21 protein-coding genes are annotated in these 17645 nt (G+C 65.5%); 8 read left to right on the top strand and 13 right to left on the bottom strand.

Features of this window, described 5'->3' with window-relative positions:
• Positions 1-81: 81 nt before the first annotated feature.
• On the top strand, positions 82-1974 hold the full coding sequence (locus ABIC94_RS11260; RefSeq protein ID WP_354373097.1) for a GspE/PulE family protein: 1893 nt from the start codon (positions 82-84) through the stop codon (positions 1972-1974).
• 69 nt (positions 1975-2043) lie between these two features.
• Here ABIC94_RS11260 and ABIC94_RS11255 read toward each other — a convergent pair whose 3' ends face one another.
• From ABIC94_RS11255 to ABIC94_RS11220, 8 genes are all read right to left on the bottom strand, one after another.
• Positions 2044-2730 (bottom strand): EAL domain-containing protein, encoded by a 687-nt coding sequence (locus ABIC94_RS11255; protein WP_354373096.1) that lies wholly within the window; start codon positions 2728-2730, stop codon positions 2044-2046.
• Positions 2731-2872: 142 nt separating this feature from the next.
• Entirely contained in the window at positions 2873-3802 is a 930-nt protein-coding gene (locus ABIC94_RS11250) for an AP2 domain-containing protein (protein WP_354373095.1), read from the bottom strand.
• 3 nt (positions 3803-3805) lie between these two features.
• Positions 3806-4591, bottom strand: coding sequence for an exodeoxyribonuclease III (locus ABIC94_RS11245; protein ID WP_354373094.1), 786 nt, complete (start codon positions 4589-4591; stop codon positions 3806-3808).
• Positions 4592-4702: 111 nt separating this feature from the next.
• The gene (gene arsB / locus ABIC94_RS11240) at positions 4703-5782 is read right to left on the bottom strand and encodes an ACR3 family arsenite efflux transporter (protein ID WP_354373093.1); all 1080 of its coding nucleotides are present in this window, start codon (positions 5780-5782) and stop codon (positions 4703-4705) included.
• Positions 5783-5789: 7 nt separating this feature from the next.
• Positions 5790-6284: an arsenate reductase ArsC gene (locus tag ABIC94_RS11235; RefSeq protein WP_354373092.1), complete on the bottom strand. Its 495-nt coding sequence runs from the start codon at positions 6282-6284 to the stop codon at positions 5790-5792.
• Positions 6281-6790 (bottom strand): arsenate reductase ArsC, encoded by a 510-nt coding sequence (locus ABIC94_RS11230; protein ID WP_354373091.1) that lies wholly within the window; start codon positions 6788-6790, stop codon positions 6281-6283. Before ABIC94_RS11230 ends, ABIC94_RS11235 begins: the two co-directional genes overlap by 4 nt.
• Before the next feature lie 11 nt (positions 6791-6801).
• A complete protein-coding gene (locus tag ABIC94_RS11225; protein WP_354373090.1) occupies positions 6802-7293 on the bottom strand; it encodes an ArsI/CadI family heavy metal resistance metalloenzyme in 492 nt (163 codons plus the stop codon).
• Positions 7294-7307: 14 nt separating this feature from the next.
• Positions 7308-7631 carry an ArsR/SmtB family transcription factor gene (locus ABIC94_RS11220; protein ID WP_354373089.1) on the bottom strand — a complete coding sequence of 108 codons (324 nt, stop codon included), beginning with the start codon at positions 7629-7631 and terminating at the stop codon, positions 7308-7310.
• A 29-nt stretch (positions 7632-7660) separates the two neighbouring features.
• Here ABIC94_RS11220 and arsC point away from each other — a divergent pair, with 29 nt between their 5' ends.
• The 4 genes from arsC to ABIC94_RS11200 all read left to right on the top strand — a co-directional run bounded on the left by arsC (position 7661) and on the right by ABIC94_RS11200 (position 10724).
• Complete coding sequence (gene arsC / locus ABIC94_RS11215; RefSeq protein ID WP_354373088.1) at positions 7661-8107, top strand: arsenate reductase (glutaredoxin); 447 nt, start codon at positions 7661-7663, stop codon at positions 8105-8107.
• Positions 8073-8810 (top strand): arsenical resistance protein ArsH, encoded by a 738-nt coding sequence (arsH, locus tag ABIC94_RS11210; RefSeq protein WP_354373087.1) that lies wholly within the window; start codon positions 8073-8075, stop codon positions 8808-8810. The genes arsC and arsH overlap by 35 nt, the downstream gene beginning before the upstream one ends.
• Before the next feature lie 82 nt (positions 8811-8892).
• Positions 8893-10212, top strand: a complete 1320-nt coding sequence (locus ABIC94_RS11205; protein WP_354373086.1) for an NUDIX domain-containing protein — start codon at positions 8893-8895, stop codon at positions 10210-10212.
• Between the two features lie 251 nt (positions 10213-10463).
• Positions 10464-10724, top strand: a complete 261-nt coding sequence (locus ABIC94_RS11200) for a hypothetical protein (protein WP_354373085.1) — start codon at positions 10464-10466, stop codon at positions 10722-10724.
• Between the two features lie 11 nt (positions 10725-10735).
• Here ABIC94_RS11200 and ABIC94_RS11195 read toward each other — a convergent pair whose 3' ends face one another.
• On the bottom strand, positions 10736-11260 hold the full coding sequence (locus ABIC94_RS11195) for a Crp/Fnr family transcriptional regulator (protein ID WP_354373084.1): 525 nt from the start codon (positions 11258-11260) through the stop codon (positions 10736-10738).
• Complete coding sequence (locus ABIC94_RS11190; protein WP_354373083.1) at positions 11221-12162, bottom strand: LysR substrate-binding domain-containing protein; 942 nt, start codon at positions 12160-12162, stop codon at positions 11221-11223. Before ABIC94_RS11190 ends, ABIC94_RS11195 begins: the two co-directional genes overlap by 40 nt.
• A gap of 136 nt (positions 12163-12298) precedes the next feature.
• On the opposite strand from ABIC94_RS11190, the gene ABIC94_RS11185 reads away from it, so the two are divergent.
• From ABIC94_RS11185 to hpaI, 3 genes are read left to right on the top strand one after another with little or no spacing between them, the layout of a single operon-like run.
• On the top strand, positions 12299-13294 hold the full coding sequence (locus ABIC94_RS11185) for a tripartite tricarboxylate transporter substrate binding protein (RefSeq protein WP_354373082.1): 996 nt from the start codon (positions 12299-12301) through the stop codon (positions 13292-13294).
• A gap of 49 nt (positions 13295-13343) precedes the next feature.
• Entirely contained in the window at positions 13344-14867 is a 1524-nt protein-coding gene (locus ABIC94_RS11180) for a UxaA family hydrolase (RefSeq protein ID WP_354373081.1), read from the top strand.
• A 30-nt stretch (positions 14868-14897) separates the two neighbouring features.
• Positions 14898-15701 (top strand): 4-hydroxy-2-oxoheptanedioate aldolase, encoded by an 804-nt coding sequence (gene hpaI, locus ABIC94_RS11175; protein WP_354373080.1) that lies wholly within the window; start codon positions 14898-14900, stop codon positions 15699-15701.
• 15 nt (positions 15702-15716) lie between these two features.
• On the opposite strand, the gene ABIC94_RS11170 is transcribed toward hpaI, so the two are convergent.
• From ABIC94_RS11170 to ABIC94_RS11160, 3 genes are all read right to left on the bottom strand, one after another.
• Positions 15717-16277, bottom strand: coding sequence for an RNA polymerase sigma factor (locus ABIC94_RS11170; RefSeq protein ID WP_354373079.1), 561 nt, complete (start codon positions 16275-16277; stop codon positions 15717-15719).
• Complete coding sequence (locus tag ABIC94_RS11165; RefSeq protein ID WP_354373078.1) at positions 16274-16489, bottom strand: YgaP family membrane protein; 216 nt, start codon at positions 16487-16489, stop codon at positions 16274-16276. The genes ABIC94_RS11170 and ABIC94_RS11165 overlap by 4 nt, the downstream gene beginning before the upstream one ends.
• Before the next feature lie 128 nt (positions 16490-16617).
• Positions 16618-17607, bottom strand: coding sequence for a Bug family tripartite tricarboxylate transporter substrate binding protein (locus tag ABIC94_RS11160; protein ID WP_354373077.1), 990 nt, complete (start codon positions 17605-17607; stop codon positions 16618-16620).
• Positions 17608-17645: the final 38 nt, after the last annotated feature.

Raw genomic sequence — 17645 nt, 5'->3', positions numbered from 1 at the left:
CACGAGGCTTGGCACGCGGTGCGCTCCTGCTGACAAGCCTGCCCCGGCCCCCCAGAATGGGCGCATAGGAGATCCAACTACATGTCCCCCACCGAAGTCGTCACGCCCGAGCAGTTGCTGCATGCACTGGAGGTTCAAAGCCGCATGCCCATCTTGCGCATCGGCCAGGCACTGATGGCTCTGGGCGCGATCACGGACGAGCAGCTGCGTGCGGGCCTGGAGCAGCAGCAGCTCGACCGCAGCGTGCCGCTCGGCGAAACGCTGGTTCGCATGGGCGCGGTAACCCGGGAGCAGCTGAAGACCGCGCTGGTGCGCAAGATGGGCTATCCCCTCGTGGACCTGCACGTGTTCCCGGTCGCGGTCGACGCCTTGCGCACCATCAGCCATGCGGTCGCCCGGCGTCTGCAGGTCATGCCGCTGATGATCCACCAGGGCCGCCTGATCCTTGCCCTGGACGATCCGGCCGGCCGCCATGCCGCGATCGACGAAGTGGAGTTCATCTCGCAGATGAAGGTGGTGCCGGTGATCGGCGAATGCCTTGTTCTGGACACCGTGCTCTACAAGGCCTACGGAAAGATCGGGAACGACACCCTCGACCCGACCATCGTCCATGACCCCTCGCGGCCGCTCGACTTCGACTTCAGCGTGGCGGGCACCAGCGAGCTGCTGGTCACCCTCGAAAAGGAACGCCCCGTTCACGTCGCCGAAGAAGAAAGCATCGAGCAATCGGACAACTCCCTGGTGCGAATGATCAACAGCATGATCGTCGACGCGCACCGCGAGGGGGTGTCCGACATTCACATCGAAAGCTATCCGGGCAAGGAAAAGACCCGCATCCGCTTTCGCCGCGACGGGCGCCTGCACACCCACCTGGAGCTGCCGGCCAGCTACCGCAATGCGGTGGTCGCGCGCGTGAAGATCATGTGCGACCTGGACATCAGCGAAAAGCGCAAGCCGCAGGACGGGAAGATCAATTTCGCCAAGTATTCGCCGCAGCACCGCATCGAGCTGCGCGTGGCCACCATCCCGACCAGCAACGGGCTGGAGGACGTGGTCATGCGCATTCTGGCTTCGGCCAAGCCGATTGCACTCGACAAGCTCGGCCTCTCGGAGCGCAACCTCTCTGAGTTCACGAAGGCGGTGGAGCGGCCCTACGGCATGGTGCTGTGCGTCGGCCCCACGGGCTCGGGCAAGACCACCACGTTGCACTCGGCGCTCATGCACATCAACACGCCGGAGCGAAAGATCTGGACGGCCGAAGACCCCATCGAAATTACCCAGCCGGGGCTGCGCCAGGTCCAGGTCAACCCGCGCATCGATTGGACCTTTGCCAAGGCGCTGCGGGCGTTCGTGCGCGCGGACCCCGACGTGATCATGGTCGGCGAAATCCGCGACGAGGAAACCGCCAAGACGGCCATCGAAGCCTCGCTGACGGGCCACCTCGTGCTCTCGACGCTGCACACCAACAGCGCCCCCGAAACGGTGACCCGGCTCCTCGATATGGGAATGGATCCGTTCAACTTCGCCGACTCTCTGCTGGCGGTGCTGGCGCAGCGGCTGGTGCGCCGTCTTTGCACCCACTGCATCACCAGCCGGCCGATGCGCCCCGAAGAAGTCGAGGAGCTGCTGGCCGACTACATGCACTCGTTCGCCGCGCACGACACACCGGCCGAACGCGAGGCGGTGCGCCATGGCTGGCACCGCAACCATGGACGGGACGGCCAGTTGCTGAATTTTGCGAGCACCGGATGCAAGCACTGCGACAACACCGGTTTCAGCGGCCGCGTCGGCATTCACGAGCTGATGGTGATTTCAAGAACGCTGCGCCGCCTGGTCCAGGGCGGAGCCCGTGCTGAAGAACTTCAGGAAACCGCCTTGCGGGAAGGCATGCGCACCCTGCGCCAGGACGGCATCGAGAAGGTTCTTGCGGGGAAGACCACCATCGAGGAGGTCCGCGCGACCAGCAACGTCTGAGTTCAGCGCCACACGCGGCGGTGGTGCATCACCGGTGCATCACGGCCTGACCGCGCATCATGGATGCGGTCAGGCAGCATCCCATGCCACCGCCGGCAGCATCGCAATGGCAGGCCTGGCAAACAGGTAACCCTGGAACAGGCCCACGCCCATCGCCCGGAGCGCGTGCACTTCTTCCGAGCTTTCGACGCCTTCCGCCACCACCCGGATGCCAAGTTCGCAGCAGGTGCCGACAAAGCCCTTCACGATGCTGAGCCGGACCGGGTCGTTGTGGATGTTGCGCACCAGGCCCATGTCGACCTTCACCACGTCAGGCTGGAAGCCCGCCAATAGTTCGAAGCCCGCAAACGCGGCACCGAAGTCGTCGATGGCGGAGGTGAAGCCGTGGACCTTGTGGGCGTCGAAGGCGGCGGCAAGCCCCGGCAGGTCGGCCACGCGTTCGACTTCGGTAATTTCGAACATCAGGCGGTGCACCGGAAAGTTGCAGCGCCGGGCCGCGACCATAGCGGTATGGAAGCACTCGGTCTGCCCGGAGATGTCGTTGGGCAAGACGTTGAGGCTGAGCTTCGACTCCATGCCCAGCGCGGAAGCCGTTTCGATGGCCTTCACGCGGCAAGCCTCATGAAACGCGTACCGGTTCCGCGGGTTCACGCGCGAGAGCACTTCGAGCGCCCCTTCCCCGGAAGTGCCGCGCACCAGGGCTTCGTGCGCAAAGATTTCCCGCCGCTCGAAATCCACAATTGGCTGAAAAGCCATGACGAACCCGGCGTCGAGGCCTGGAAAGCTGGCATTTGCCATTAGGTCGATGGTCACTGGCGTGGATCTCGCTGGGAGGGGCTTTTTATTAATTACTTCGACCTACAAGGTCACATAATAGTGCGTAAATGTAACCCGTCCATTATCCGATGCCCTTTTGAGCCAACTGGCGAGTGCGTTCGGCAGTGGCCAGCCTCTTGGCTTCATCGTAGCCATGCGCCTTGATGGAGAACGCCTTGCTCACGCTGCCCTTGCCTGCGGTGTAGGTAATTGCCAGCCAATAACCGGGATGGTCCGGCTGCGGCTGCTTGAAGTGCACGCCGCTGACGCCGCTGGAGTTCGACTTGCGAATGATCTCGGATCGGGAACGCTTGGGCGGACCCGCAACGGCAGGCGATGCGGCCCCGGCCTTCCTGATGGCCTCTTCGGCCGGGTGCAGCGCGGCAAGGCCGGTCATGCGCTCCAGCTGCCTTGCGCGCTCCTGAATGGCCAGGTTGCGTGCCGCATCGCCCCAGCTTTGAATCGGAAAGTTGGCGCGCAATATTTCTTCCGCCGCGATGTAGGTCTTGGCGAGCCACGACAGCCCTCTTCCGTCGGGCGACACCAGGCAGAAGACGCCCGGCACGCCCGTGGTGTTGCTGGCCCGGAGTTTTTCCGCCCGCTCGCGCCGCGTGACCGGCGGCACGCTTTTCACGACGGCGTCGCGCCATTCCTGGGCGCGCCGCAGCGCATGCTCGGCGCCGCCGTAGCTGGCCTTGCCGAACTGCTGGAAATACCGGATCCCGCTTCTGACAATAGAGACCTCGAAGCCCCAGGGGCGGGCATAGATCCCGTACATGGGGGCTGGATTGGGAACACCTTTTGGCATTGACGGATACCTGCCGCTCGGCAGTTCTGCTTGCTGACCGGCTCCCTGATTGGCATTGCCATTTCGCCGAACCCGCGCACCTGGCATGCCGATGCATGGGCCGCGAACGAGAGGCGCCAAGTCTTCTTCTAAAAAGGATTCTAGGCGCCGCACTGCAGGCCATGCGTGGTCGATACGGCGGTGTTTGCAAGCGTCGGTACGCATGGTTCAGGCCGTCATGGGCAGGTCGAGTTCGACCCAGGCCGGCGCGTGATCGCTCGCGCCCGGGCGGCCGCGCACCTCGCGGTCGACGTTGGCATCGACCAGCAAAGGCGCGAGCTCTTCATTCAACAGCAGGTGGTCGATGCGCAGCCCCGCGTTGCGCGGCCAGCGGTTGCGCCAGTAGTCCCAGTAGGTGTAGATCGCCTCGCCGGGATGGCGGACGCGAATGGCATCCGTCCACCCCTGCTTCAGCAGGCGCGCGAAAGCGGCGCGGCTTTCCGGCTGCAGCAGCGCGTCGTCCTGCCATGACGCGGGGTTGTAGATGTCCGCGTCGGTCGGCACCACGTTGAAGTCGCCGGCCAGCACCACCGGCATGCCACAGCCGTAGAGGCGCCGCGCATGGGCGTTGAGCCGCTCGAACCATTCGAGCTTGTAGTCGAACTTGGGGCCGGGCTGGGGGTTGCCGTTGGGCAGGTACAGGCAACCGACCACCACGCCATTCACCACGGCTTCGAGATAGCGGCTCTGGCTGTCTTCGGAGTTCCCGTCCAGGCCGCGGCCGGTTTCGATCGGCTCTCTTCCGCGTGCAAGGATTGCAACGCCGTTCCATGACCGCTGGCCATGGAACAGCACGCCATAGCCTGCCTCGCGGATGGCCGCGGCGGGAAAATTCGCATCGGGAGACTTGAGCTCCTGCAGGCAGGCGACGTCAGGGCGGGACTCCTCAAGCCATTCGAGCAAGCGTGGGAGCCGGCTCTTGATGCCGTTCACGTTGAAGGTCGCAATCTTCACAGGCGCTGCATGAAACAAGAACGAAGTGGGCGGATCATGGCCCGAAAGCCGCCCTCGTCTTGTCGGAGAACACGCCCTGCGGTGCGGGCGTGAGCTCCCTGCCCTTGCACATCAGCGCGTCTTGGCACCTTTTTCGTACCAGCCCTGCGACCGGTTGACCACGGCAACCACCAGCAGCATCACCGGCACTTCGATCAGCACACCCACCACGGTGGCCAGCGCGGCGCCCGACTGGAAACCGAACAGGCTGATGGCCGTGGCCACTGCAAGTTCGAAGAAGTTGCTGGCGCCGATCAGCGCCGACGGGCCCGCCACGCAATGCGCCACGCCCAGCTTGCGGTTGAGCAGGTAAGCCAGCCCCGAGTTCAGGAACACCTGGATGAGGATGGGCACCGCGAGCAGCGCAATCACCAGCGGCTGCCGGATGATGGCCTCGCCCTGGAAGGCGAACAGCAGCACCAGCGTGAGCAGCAACGCCGAGATCGACCACGGCGCGAGCCGTGCCGCCACGGCCTGGAAGTGCGCCGTGCCCTTCTTGAGCAGCTGCTTGCGCAGCACTTGCGCAATGATCACCGGCACCACGATGTACAGGCCGACCGAAGTCAGCAGCGTGTCCCAGGGCACGGTGATCGAAGAGAGCCCGAGCAGCAGCGCAACCACGGGCGCGAAGGCCACCACCATGATCGCGTCGTTGAGCGCCACCTGCGACAGCGTGAAGTACGGGTCGCCCTTGCACAGCTGGCTCCACACGAACACCATCGCCGTGCACGGCGCGGCGGCCAGCAGAATGAGGCCCGCGATGTAGCTGTCGAGCTGCGACGGTGGCAGCAGCGGCGCGAACACGTGGCGAATGAAGATCCAGCCCAGCAGCGCCATCGAGAAGGGCTTCACCGCCCAGTTGATGAAGAGCGTGACGCCGATGCCGCGCCAATGCGCCTTGACCTGCCCGAGTGCCGCGAAGTCGATCTTCAGCAGCATCGGGATGATCATCACCCAGATCAGTACGCCCACCGGCACGTTGACCTTGGCCACCTCCAGCGAGGCGATGCCGCGGAACACGCCCGGCAGCCACTGGCCCAGCGCAATGCCCACCACGATGCACAGCGCGACCCAGATCGTGAGGTAGCGCTCGAAGAAGCCGATGGCGGGTGGAGGTGAAGTCGATTCGACAGTGGCGGTACGGGCGCTCATGGAAGGGTCAGCTTTCGGAAATCGCGGTCAGTGCCGCCTGAAGTTCGGTGTCCGGCATCGATTCGAGCGGCAACGCCAGCAACTGCACGAGACGGTACGCAATGGCCTGGCGCGTCAGCTCGAAGGCCACCCGCTTGCCCTCGTCGCCGCCAGGCGCATGCGAAGGGTCGGGGTAGCCCCAGTGCACCTTCACCGGGCTGCCGGGCCAATAGGGGCAGGTTTCCTGCGCGGCACTGTCGCACACGGTGATGACGATGCGCATCACGGGTTTGTCGCTGCCGACGAATTCGTCCCAGCTCTTGCTGCGATAAGGCGACACATCCACGCCGGCCTCGACAAGCGCCTCGAGCGCAAAAGGGTTCAGCCGCCCGCTTGGCGCACTGCCGGCGCTGTAGGCCCGCACGTCCTTGCCGCTCTTTTGCGCCAGATGGTTGAGCATGCCTTCCGCCAGCACGCTGCGGGCCGAGTTGTGGGTGCACAGGATCAACACGTTGACGGTCATTGCGCGGCCTTCCGGGCCTTGCCGATGTCGCGCATCTCGTGCTGGATGGCCATGGCGTCGAGCCGCTCCATCGGCAGCGCCAGCATGAGTTCGATGCGGCGCTTCAAGGTCAGCGCCGTATCCATGAACTGCCGCTCGACGGCTTCTTCCGAGCCCTCGAAAGCCGCAGGATCGGCCACGCCCCAATGGGCTGTCATGGGTTGGCCAGGCCATACCGGACACACCTCGCCGGCGGCCTTGTCGCACACCGTCAGCACAAAGTCCATGGCGGGAGCACCGGGCCGGGCGAACTCGTCCCAGTTCTTGCTGCGGTAGCCCTCCGCGGAAAGCCGCAATCTCTCGAGCGTGCGCAGCGCATGCGGACTGACCTTTCCGGACGGATGACTGCCCGCCGAGTACGCCTTGAACCGGCCGGCGCCCATGTCGTTGAGCAGGCCTTCGCCCATGATCGACCGCGCGGAATTGCCCGTGCACACGAAGAGCACGTTGTAAGTTTTTTCAGCCATGGAGAGTTCGCCTAGACGGAGGTTCGAACCGGCGCGGCCGGCGTTGCGACGAGTGGTATTCCGACGGCCCGGCCGCGAGGCGTTTTCGGCGCGCAGCAGGCGGCTTCGTCGCTGGCATCCGCCCTCTTCTCGCCATACACCGGCACATTGCCCAAGGTGTGAAAGTGCTCCCAGGCAATGCCCTGCGGATCGGTGATCCAGTGCTTTTCGCTGCGGGCGTAGCAGCAGGTGGCCGAACCCTCGTCGAACATCTGGATGTCTGCCTCCGCAACGCGTGCCTTCAGCTCCGCAAGTTCTTCCTCGTTCTCGGCCTGAAGGCCGAGATGGTCGATGCCCAGCGAGTTGGCGCGCGTCGACACCGCAAAGTTCACCGGCGGATCGGCGAGCATCCACTTGGCGTAGTCGCTCTCGACGCGCGTGGGCTCCGAAGCAAAAAGCTTCGAATAGAAGGCGATGCTCGCCGGCAGATCCTGGACGTTCAGATGCACATGGAATCGCTTCATGGTTGCTCCTTCATTCAGCATGGACAAGCCTGGGCCGCCTCGGTGAGGCAGGCCTCGCCCTGGCAGCAGTTTTCGGTGAGGTAGCCGATGAGCGCGTTCATCCGTTCGAACGCCGCGCGGTAGATCAGGTTGCGGCCGCTGCGCTCTTGCGTCACGAGCCCGGAATGGGTCAGTTCCTTGAGGTGGAACGACAGGCTGGTGGCCTGCACGTTGAGCGCATCGACCAGCGCGCCGGGCGTGAGGCCCGCGGGGCCCGCCACCACCAGGGCGCGAAACACCTGAAGGCGCACGGGCTGGGCCAGCGCGGCGAGAGATCTGACGATGTCTTGTTCTTCCATATTTCAATAATAGTTGCATAATTGTAAGAATGCAATCACCACACGCCTCCATCACCATCTTTCACAACCCGGCGTGCGGCACTTCGCGCAACGCGCTGGCGTTGATCCGCAACAGCGGCGAAGAGCCCCAGGTCATCGAGTACCTGAAGATGCCGCCCGGCAAGGAAACGCTGCGCGAACTGCTCGCCGCCATGAACATCACGCCGCGCGCACTGCTGCGCAAAAAGGGCACGCCTTATGAGGAGCTCGGGCTCGACGACCCCAAGTGGTCGGACGAACAACTGATCGACTTCATGCTGGCGCACCCCATCCTGATCAACCGCCCCATCGTGGTCACGCCCATCGGCACGCGGCTGTGCCGCCCTTCCGAAGAAGTGCTCGACATCCTGCCCTCGCCGCAAAAGGGCCCGTTCACCAAGGAAGACGGCGAAGTCGTCATCGATGCCGAGGGTCGCCGTGTCCAACGCGCTGTCTGAGCTTCCGAACATCGACGCCGGGCTGTTCGACCGGCCCTCGCTCGAGCGCCTGTCCGGCAACGCACCGGCGCGCCACGCGCCGCGCTTTCTGCTGCTGTACGGTTCCCTGCGCGACCGCTCCTACAGCCGCCTGCTCACCGAAGAGGCCGCACGGCTGCTGCAAGCCATGGGCGGCGAAACGCGCATCTTCGATCCCGCCGGGCTGCCCCTGCCCGACAGCACGCCCGACGATCATCCCAAGGTGCAGGAGCTGCGCGACCTCGCGCAATGGGCCGAAGGCATGGTGTGGTGCTCGCCCGAACGCCACGGCTCGATGACCGGCATCATGAAGGCGCAGATCGACTGGATTCCGCTCGCCATCGGCGCCGTGCGGCCCACGCAAGGCAAGACGCTGGCGGTGATGCAGGTGTCGGGCGGATCGCAGTCGTTCAATGCGGTGAACCAGTTGCGCGTGCTCGGGCGCTGGATGCGCATGCTCACCATTCCCAACCAGTCGTCCGTTGCCAAGGCCTTTCTCGAGTTCGACGAAGCCGGGCGGATGAAGCCCTCCTCGTACTACGAGCGGGTCGTCGACGTGATGGAAGAACTCATGAAGTTCACCTTGCTCACGCGCGATGCGGCCGCTTACCTGGTGGACCGTTACAGCGAGCGCAGGGAAAGCGCCGAGCAGCTCTCCAAGCGGGTGAACCAGCGCGCCATCTAGCGGCCTTTGTTTTCCGTTGGCCCGACAATCGGCGCCCATGAATGCAAAGCCTCCGGCGACCGCACCCGGTTCGTCACAGCCCGTGCTCCGCCCCATCCGCGTTGCGGCCACATTGATTCTCTTGCGCGACGGCGCCCAAGGGATGGAAGTGCTGTTGCTGCGCCGCGCGGACAAGGCCGACGACCAGAACAGCGGTGCCAGCGTGTTCCCCGGTGGCGTGGTCGACACGCACGACCGCAGCCTGCACCCGATGTGCAATGGACTCGACGATGCCGCGGCCAGTGCGCGCCTCGGCGTGGCCGATGGCGGGCTCGACTACTACGCCGCCGCGGTGCGCGAGTGTTTCGAAGAAGCTGGCGTTCTGTTCGCAAGCGACGCCGAAGACCAGGTGGTCGAGCTGGACGGGCTGCCTCCGCCCCAACTCGAAGCCATGCGGCATGCCGCCGAGCAAGGCACCGACGCGCTGCTGGCGATGTGCGACGCGCAGGGCTGGCGTCTCGCGGTCGATCGGCTGGCCTACTTCAGCCACTGGCTCACGCCGCCCGGCATGCCGCGCCGGTTCGACACCCGCTTCTTCATCGCGCAGATGCCGGCGGGACAAAGCGTGAAACCGGACGGGCGCGAAACCGTCGAGCACATGTGGCTGAAGCCGGCCGAAGCGGCGCATCCCGCCCGTGGGCTCAAGCTGATGAACGTGACACGCCGCACGCTCGAGCAGTTGGCCACGTTCGGCAGCGTCGCCGATTGCATGTCCCACGCGCGGGGCCTGGCCGGGATTCCGCTGAACATGCCGCGCCTGGCCGATGGGCCTTCGGGGCGCCGCGCCGTGAACATGGAAGAAGCCGCCTACGAGGAAATCAGCCGCATCGATCCCGACGGCACGGGCCATGCACGCTATGCGCTCGAGGCCGGCCTCGTCACGCAGCTCTCCGCACGCGTGCGGCGGGTGACCGGCAGCGCAGACGAAGCAGCAAGCGCACCGGGTTCGCACAGCTATTTCGTGGGCGGCGAAAGCGGCCATTGGGCATTGATCGACCCGCTGCCGCACGGCTCGGCCCAAAGCGATGTGCTGCGCACCGCGGCGCCGGGACGGGTGCGATGGCTGCTCTCGACCGCGCCGCGTACGCAGGCGGCCGTCGATTCGCTCGAAAGCCTGCGCTCGTCATGGCCCGATGCTTCGGTGCTGTGGCCCGAGCCCGGCGAAACGCTCGATCTGGGCGGTGCCACGCTTCAGGTGCGGCTCGCCGCCGATGGCGCATCCGCATTTCGCGCACTTCAGTTTCTGCTGGCCGAGGAGCGCACCCTGTTCACGGGCGCGGCTGGCGCAACGGCACTGCATGCCGGCGGCGAGGTCGAATGGATTGCGCCGGGCAGCGGCTTCATCTTGCGGCACGCGGCCTGACACCTTGCGGCACGCAAGCCTGACACCTCGCAGCAGCTTGGGAACCGAAGTTTTCAAGGCAAGGGCCCGACGGCACCGCATGTAGTCTCCGCAGCCGGGCCACACGAGAAACGCTCCTACGCGAAGCGCCCCGGCGCACCCCGAATCTTCAATCGGGTGACCACACCGACCCGTCGAACCCACTTTCTCCGGATGCGGGTTTGACGGCGGCCACTGTGGACGCTCTTTTTGGAAAAGAAAGGGCGCATCGCATGACCGCATTGGACCTTTTGAACCTGGATGTGCTGCTCGCGCGCAGCGTGCTGCTGCGTGCCGATTACCTGCAGGCGCAAAACAGCGTCAACGAGTCGTTCTCCCGGCAGCACAGGGATGCAGGCAGCGGCCCGGCCGACCCGGATTTCGAAGAACTCATCATCGCGATGAGCCGTTCGCTTTCGGCGGACGCGCGCTATCTCTGCACTCTTTCGCTCATGGTGCGCGGAATCATCGAGCGCGCCAAAGCCACGGCCTGATCGGTCGGCGGCTAAAGCGATGAAACCTGGCGAAGCTGCCCGCGCATCGCGCTCAGGCGATTGACGGCAACGGCGAGCAACTTCTGGCCAATACCCGGATGCGACGCGCACAGCCGGCGCACTTCGGAAACCGGAACGAGATACACCGACGAGGGAAGCGCCGCGACGAGCGTCTGGGCGACCTGATAGCGGTCTTCGCTGAAAGAAGCGCCGAGAAAGAAATCGTCCTGGGGAATGAAGTCGGTGATGACGTCGCCGCTGCTGGTGCAGCCGTGCGCCACCACGTGCAACAGCCCGCTTGACACGCAGTAGATGCAGTCCGTCCACTCGCCGGCGGCGAGCACGCTTTCATTGCGACGGTACGAGCGGAGCTCGGTGGCCTGGACCAATGCCGCACGCTCTGCCTGCGGCAGACAAGCGATCAGAGTATGCAGATACATGCGCGAATGGTGGCCGACAGCGCCGCGGCGCGGAACCCATGAATTGGGGATGCCGCCTATCGCTCGGGCTTCAGCTTGGCCGCACGCCGCAGGCATTCGATGAGCTGCTGCGTGCTGGGTGTGCGCCTGCGGGCGCGCATGGTGATGAGGCCGACCGGCGGCAGCTCGATGGGCACCTTGAGCGACAGCACCTGCAGCATGCCCTGTTGCTGGAAGTGCCGCGCCACGGAGCGCGCCATGAATGCCACGGCATCGCGTTTCTGCAGGAAGCTGATCTGCGCCAGGAAAGAAGCCGACTCGATGATGTCGGCCGGCGGATGCACGCCATCGCGAAAGAACATCTGGTCCAGCTTGACGCGCAGCGACGCCCAGGGCGGAGGCATCACGCAGCGCTCCTTCGCAAGGTCGGCCCAGTTCAGCCGGCGCTTCGCGGCCAGCGGATGCCCGGGCCGCACCACCGCGGTCATGGGCTCGGCAAGAAGCGCCTCCGTTTCGAGGTCGGGTGCCGCGTAGCCTGGCTCCAGGCGCCCCACGAACAGGTCGAGTTCGCCAAGGCGCAGCTTGGGCAGCAGCCGCGTGAGGTCGCCCTCCTCCACCAGCACGGTGGTTTGCGACGAATGCGTCTTGAGCATTTCGACCGCACGGGCCACCAATACCGGCATGGCCACCACCATGGCGCCCACGCTGGTGCGACCCGCCGCACCGCTGGCCACGGCGGCTATCTCGTCGCGCGTGCGGTCGTAGTCGGCAAGCACCGAGCGCGCAAAACGCACCACGCTCTCGCCATACGGCGTGGGCTCGGTACCACGCGTGGAGCGCTCGAACAGGGCCAGGCCGAACATCCGCTCGATTTCGACCAGCGACTTGGAAACGGCCGGCTGCGTGACCGAGAGGAATTCGGCCGCACGGCCGAGATGCCGGAACTGATCGAGCGCCACCAGCATCTGCAAGTGGCGCAGCTTGAGGTTGGAACGCAGGACGCGATCGATCTGGCTCATCGTGGGTGCTGGCGGGCTTTCTTTCCTTCATAACCTCCAGGCTATGAAGAGAGTCCGCTATTTCATTGGATTGCAATGATTGTCTACTGAAGAATGCGCTCTGCTTTCATCGAACAATAAATCGTCGGAGACAGACATGACCTTCAATCGCTCCCCACGGCGACGTCAATTGATGCTGGGCGGCCTGGGTGCCGCCGCACTGGCCGCGGTGCCCGCCCGCGCTTTCGCAGCCGACTATCCGGACCGCCCCATCACCTTCATCTGCCCCTGGCCGGCCGGCGGTACGGCGGACCGCTCGATGCGCGCCATCTGCCAGATTGCCGCGCGAGAGCTCGGCCAGCCCATTGCGCTGGAAAACCGCGCCGGCGCTTCGGGAATGATCGGCACCAAGGCCCTGGCTTCCGCCAAGGCCGATGGCTACACCATCGGGCAGATTCCCATCTCGGTCACGCGCTTCGCACAGATCGGCACCGTGCAGATCGATCCGCTCAAGGACCTGAGCTACCTCGCCCGCACTTCGGGCCAGACCTTCGGCATTGCGGTGCCCGCGAGCTCGCCGTTCAAGTCGCTGCGGGACCTGGTGGCGCAGGCCAAGGCCAAGCCGGGCGTGATCACCTATGCCCACGCCGGAGTGGGCGGCGCCACCCACGTGGGCATGGAGCAGTTCGCGCAAGCGGCCGGCGTGAAGTTCAACGCCATTGCCTACAAGGGCGGTTCCGCCGCACTGCAAGACGTGCTGGGCGAACAGGTCGACATGCTGGCCGACAGCAGCTCCTGGGCACCGCACGTGGAAAGCGGCAAGCTGCGCCTGCTCGCGACCTGGGGCGAGGCACGCACGCCGCGCTTCAAGGACACGCCGACGCTCAAGGAACTGGGCTTCGACGTGGTGGTGGAGGCGCCCAACGGCATCGGCGCTCCGCGCGGACTGCCGGCGGCGGTGGAAAAGAAGCTGCGCGACGCGTTCCGTGTCGCGGTGAACAGCGAAGAATTCAGGAAGGTCGCGGACAGCATCGATGCGCCGGTCATGTACCAGGACGGCCCCGATTACCAGAAGTACGTCGAGGCCGTTTACCGCCAGGAGACGGACCTGATCCGCAAGCTCAACCTCAAGGAACTGATGGCGAAGGGCTGAGCGGCTTGCATTCCGCAGCACTCCTCCACAGCCTTTCACGCAAGCCTTCATGACCGACAGCCCCCTGCTCCGCCTGCATCCGAACGACAACGTGCTGGTTGCCAAGGCCCCCATTGCCCTGGGCGAAACGATTGCCGAATTCGGCGTGCGCGCACGCGCGCAGATTCCCGCCGGGCACAAGATCGCGTCGCGCGCCATCGCGGCCGGCGAGCAGGTGAAGAAGTACGACACCGTCATCGGCGTGGCCTCGCGCGACCTCGAGGCGGGCGACTACGTGCACAGCCACAACCTCACGCTGGTGGACTCCTACCGCGACCCGGCCTTCTGCCAGGACGTGCGGCCGGTGGACTACGTGCCCGAAGCGGAGCGCGCCACGTTCATGGGCTTTGTGCGCGCCGACGGCCGCGTCGGTACGCGCAACTTCATCGGCATTCTGTCGTCGGTCAATTGCTCGGCCACGGTCATCAAGCGCATTGCGGCGCACTTCACGCCCGAACGCCTGGCGGATTTTCCGAACGTGGACGGCGTGGCCGCCTTTGCACAGACCAGCGGCTGCGGCATGTCTTCGCCGAGCGAGCATTTCGACGTGCTGCGGCGCACGCTGGCGGGCTATGCGCGCCACCCCAACCTGGCCGGTGTGCTCATCGTGGGCCTGGGCTGCGAACGCAACCAGGTCGACGCGCTGGTCGACTCGCAAGGGCTCCAACAGGGCCGCCTGATGCGCACGATGGTGATGCAGGAAGTGGGCGGCACGCGCCAGACCATCGAGGCGGGCATTCGCGCCATCGAAGAAATGCTGCCCGAGGCCGATGCCGCGCGGCGCACCCGCGTGGGCGCCAACCACCTGAAGATCGGGCTGGAGTGCGGCGGGTCCGACGGCTTTTCGGGCATTACGGCCAACCCCGCACTGGGTGCGGCGATGGACGTGCTGGTGCGCCATGGCGGCACGGCCATTCTTTCGGAAACGCCCGAGATCCACGGCGTCGAGTTCATGCTGACCCGCCGCGCCGTCACCCCCGAGGTCGGACAGAAGCTGCTCGACCGGCTGGCCTGGTGGGAACGCTACACGGCGGGCCAGAACGCGCAGTTCAACGGCGTGGTCGGGCACGGCAACCAGGCGGGCGGGCTGGCCAACATCTTCGAAAAGTCGCTCGGCTCGGCCATGAAAGGCGGAACCACGCCGCTGCAGGCCGTGTACGAGTATGGGGAGCCGATCGACAAGGCCGGCTTCGTCTTCATGGATTCGCCGGGCTACGACCCGGTGGCGGTCACCGGGCAGATCGCCAGCGGCGCGCAAATGATCTGCTTCACCACCGGGCGCGGTTCGATGTTCGGCAGCAAGCCGGCACCGACCATCAAGCTGGCGAGCAACACGCCGATGTTCAAGCGCCTGGAGGAAGACATGGACATCAACTGCGGCGTGGTGATCGACGGCGAACTCTCGGTGCCGGAGCTGGGGCAGCAAATCTTCGAGCAGATATTGCGCCATGCCTCCGGCGAACGCACGCGCAGCGAATCGCTGGGCCTGGGCGACCACGAGTTCGTGCCCTGGCATCTCGGCATCGTGAGCTGATCACCCCATCCACCTGACAGAAAGCGCCTCATGCCTGCCCACAATTCCTTCAAGACGGCACTGGCCGCGCACCGGCCGCAAGTCGGCCTCTGGCTTTCGATGGCCGATCCGTACATGGCGGAGGTGAGCGCGACCGCAGGCTTCGACTGGTTGCTGATCGACGGCGAACACGCGCCCAACGACCTGCGCTCGACCCTGGCCGCGCTGCAGGCCGTGGCGCCGCACGCCGCCCAGCCGGTGGTGCGGGCGGTCCAGGGCGAAACTGCGCTCATCAAGCAACTGCTCGACATTGGCGCGAAGAACCTTCTGGTGCCGATGGTCGACACGGCGGAACAGGCCCGGGCACTGGTGTCGGCCACGCGCTATCCGCCGCTGGGCATTCGCGGCGTCGGCAGCGCCGTGGGGCGCGCATCGCAGTGGAGTGGGCGCACCGATTACCTGGACATCGCCGACGAGGAAGTCTGCCTGCTGGTGCAGGCGGAAACCGTGACGGCGCTCTCCAACCTGGCCGAGATATGCGGCGTGGACGGCATCGACGGCGTCTTCATCGGCCCGGCCGACCTGGCCGCGTCGATGGGCCATCGGGGCAGGCCCGGGCACCCGGAGGTGCAGGCGGCGATCGAAACCGCCATGCGAATCATCGTGGCATCCGGCAAGGCCGCGGGCACGCTGACGTCGGACCCGAAGCTGGCGCGCCGCTACCTTGAACTCGGCTGCACCTTCGTCGCGGTGGGGGTCGACTTGCTGCTGTATGCCGGCGCCGCAAGAAAGCTGGCAGCCGACTTCACGGGCGTGCCACCAGCCGCCGAGCCCGCATCTCGCGCGGCCTACTGAGGGCCCACAGGTCCTTTAGCGCGGCGGCGCATCGGATTCGCCGTCCTGGTTCCAGTAGCCGCCGTTCATCAGGCTTTCCCGCACCATGGCGCGGGCGCGATGCAGCCGGCTCTTCACGGCCTCGACGCTCACGCCCAGGCTTGCCGCGACTTCGGGGGCAGTCAGTTCCTCGACATCGCGCAAGACCAGCGCAACGCGGTAGGCCTCCGGAAGCGCGGCAATGGCCTTCGTCAGGTCGAGGCGCAGGTCCGTGGGAATTTGCGGCGCCGCCAGTTCCGCGGACATGGGCTCCGAAAGAGAGTCTCCTGAAGAGCTGCGCCTGAATATCCGGTAGCACTCCCGCTCGACGATGCGGAACAGCCAGGTGGCAAAGGCGGCTACCGTGCCGAGCGTGCCGATCTTTCTGTGCAACTGCCACAGCGCCACCTGCACCGCGTCTTCGGCATCTTCGCTGTTCGCGCATGTCCGGCGCGCGAATCGCTTGAGATCGGGCTGGCATACGGAGAGCAATTGAGACAGCGCCCGCTCGTCTCCCGCGCAGGCGGCCTCGATCAGCGGCGCGGACGCACGGATCATTTCGCCGCGCCCGGCGCTTTTCGGCCGAGCAGCGCGCAGGCCGGGCAGAAGCCCACGATGGCCGTGGACGCAAGCACCCCGACCATGGCAAACCCCAGGAGGCGAAGCGTCCCGGCTGGCAGAAAGTAGAACGCGCCCGCGGCGGCGAAGGTTCCCAGGCACAGGCGAATGACTCGCTCCCAGGCGGGGAGATTGCGTTTGAGATGGAACACGTTGAACACTCCGGTTGATGTTGACCCTTGCATAGAGGGCGCATCATGGCCAGAAGGATTCAGGAACTTTAAAAGAAAAATCCGGCCCGGGCCGCAAAGCCCCGGGCCGGTTCCGCGACGCCGCGGTTTCAGTCGGCGGTGGCGCCCGACTTCTTCACCAGTTCGGCCCAGCGCGGAATCTCGCGGGCCATGTGGTCGCGCAGTTCCTCAGGCGTGCTGGCGGCGATGTCCATGGCCAGTTGGCCGGAGAGCTTGGCCTGCACGTCGGGCTGCTTGAGCGCTTTCACGATCTCGGCATTCAGGCGCTGGATGATGGGCTTGGGCGTGCCCTTGGGCGCGTACACGGCCTGCCATGACGACATCTCGAAGCCTGCCACACCCGATTCGATCATCGTCGGCAACTCGGGTACCAGCGCAATGCGCTTGCCGGTGGTCACGGCCAGCAGCTTGAGTTTGCCGCTCTTCACGAGCGGCAGCGCAGCGGTCACCTGGTCGAACATGAAGGGCACCAGGCCCGATGCAACATCGGTCATGGCGGGCGGCGTGCCCTTGTATGGCACATGCGTGAGCTTCACGCCGATCATGTCGGCGAACATCTCGCCTGCCAGGTGCGTCGATGTTCCCGCGCCGGAAGAAGCGAAGGTGCGCTTCGATTCGTCTTTCTTGAGCAGCGCAATCAACTCGGCCACCGAATTCACGCCGAGCTGGCTGTTGACGATCAGCACGTTGGGCAGCCGGCCGACCAGCGACACCGGCTCGAAGTCCTTCATCGGGTCGTAGGGCAGCTTCTTGTAGAGGCTGGCGTTGATGGCGTGCGTGCTGATGGTGCCGCCGAACAGCGTGTAGCCGTCGGGCGCAGCCTTGGCGACATAGGCGGCGCCGATGCCACCGGCCTGACCCGGCTTGTTGTCCACCACCACCGACTGGTGAAGACTCTCCTGCAGCTTGTTGGCCAGGATGCGGCCCACGATGTCGGTCGAGCCGCCGGCCGTGAACGGCACGACATAGGTGATGGTCTTGGCGGCGGGCCATTCGGCCTGCGCAAGCACCAGCGCGGGGACAAGTGCGAATGCAGATGCGGCGATCAGCAGCCGCGCGGCACGGTGGATGAAGGGCATGGTGTTGTCTCTCTTTGTCGTTGTCGGATGAAAAAAGC

Source organism: Variovorax paradoxus (assembly GCF_040544635.1).
In the GTDB taxonomy this organism is placed as follows: Bacteria; Pseudomonadota; Gammaproteobacteria; order Burkholderiales; family Burkholderiaceae_C; genus Variovorax; species Variovorax paradoxus_R.
The sequence above is the reverse complement of the archived record's forward strand: the minus strand, read 5'-3'. Positions and strand labels throughout refer to the sequence as shown.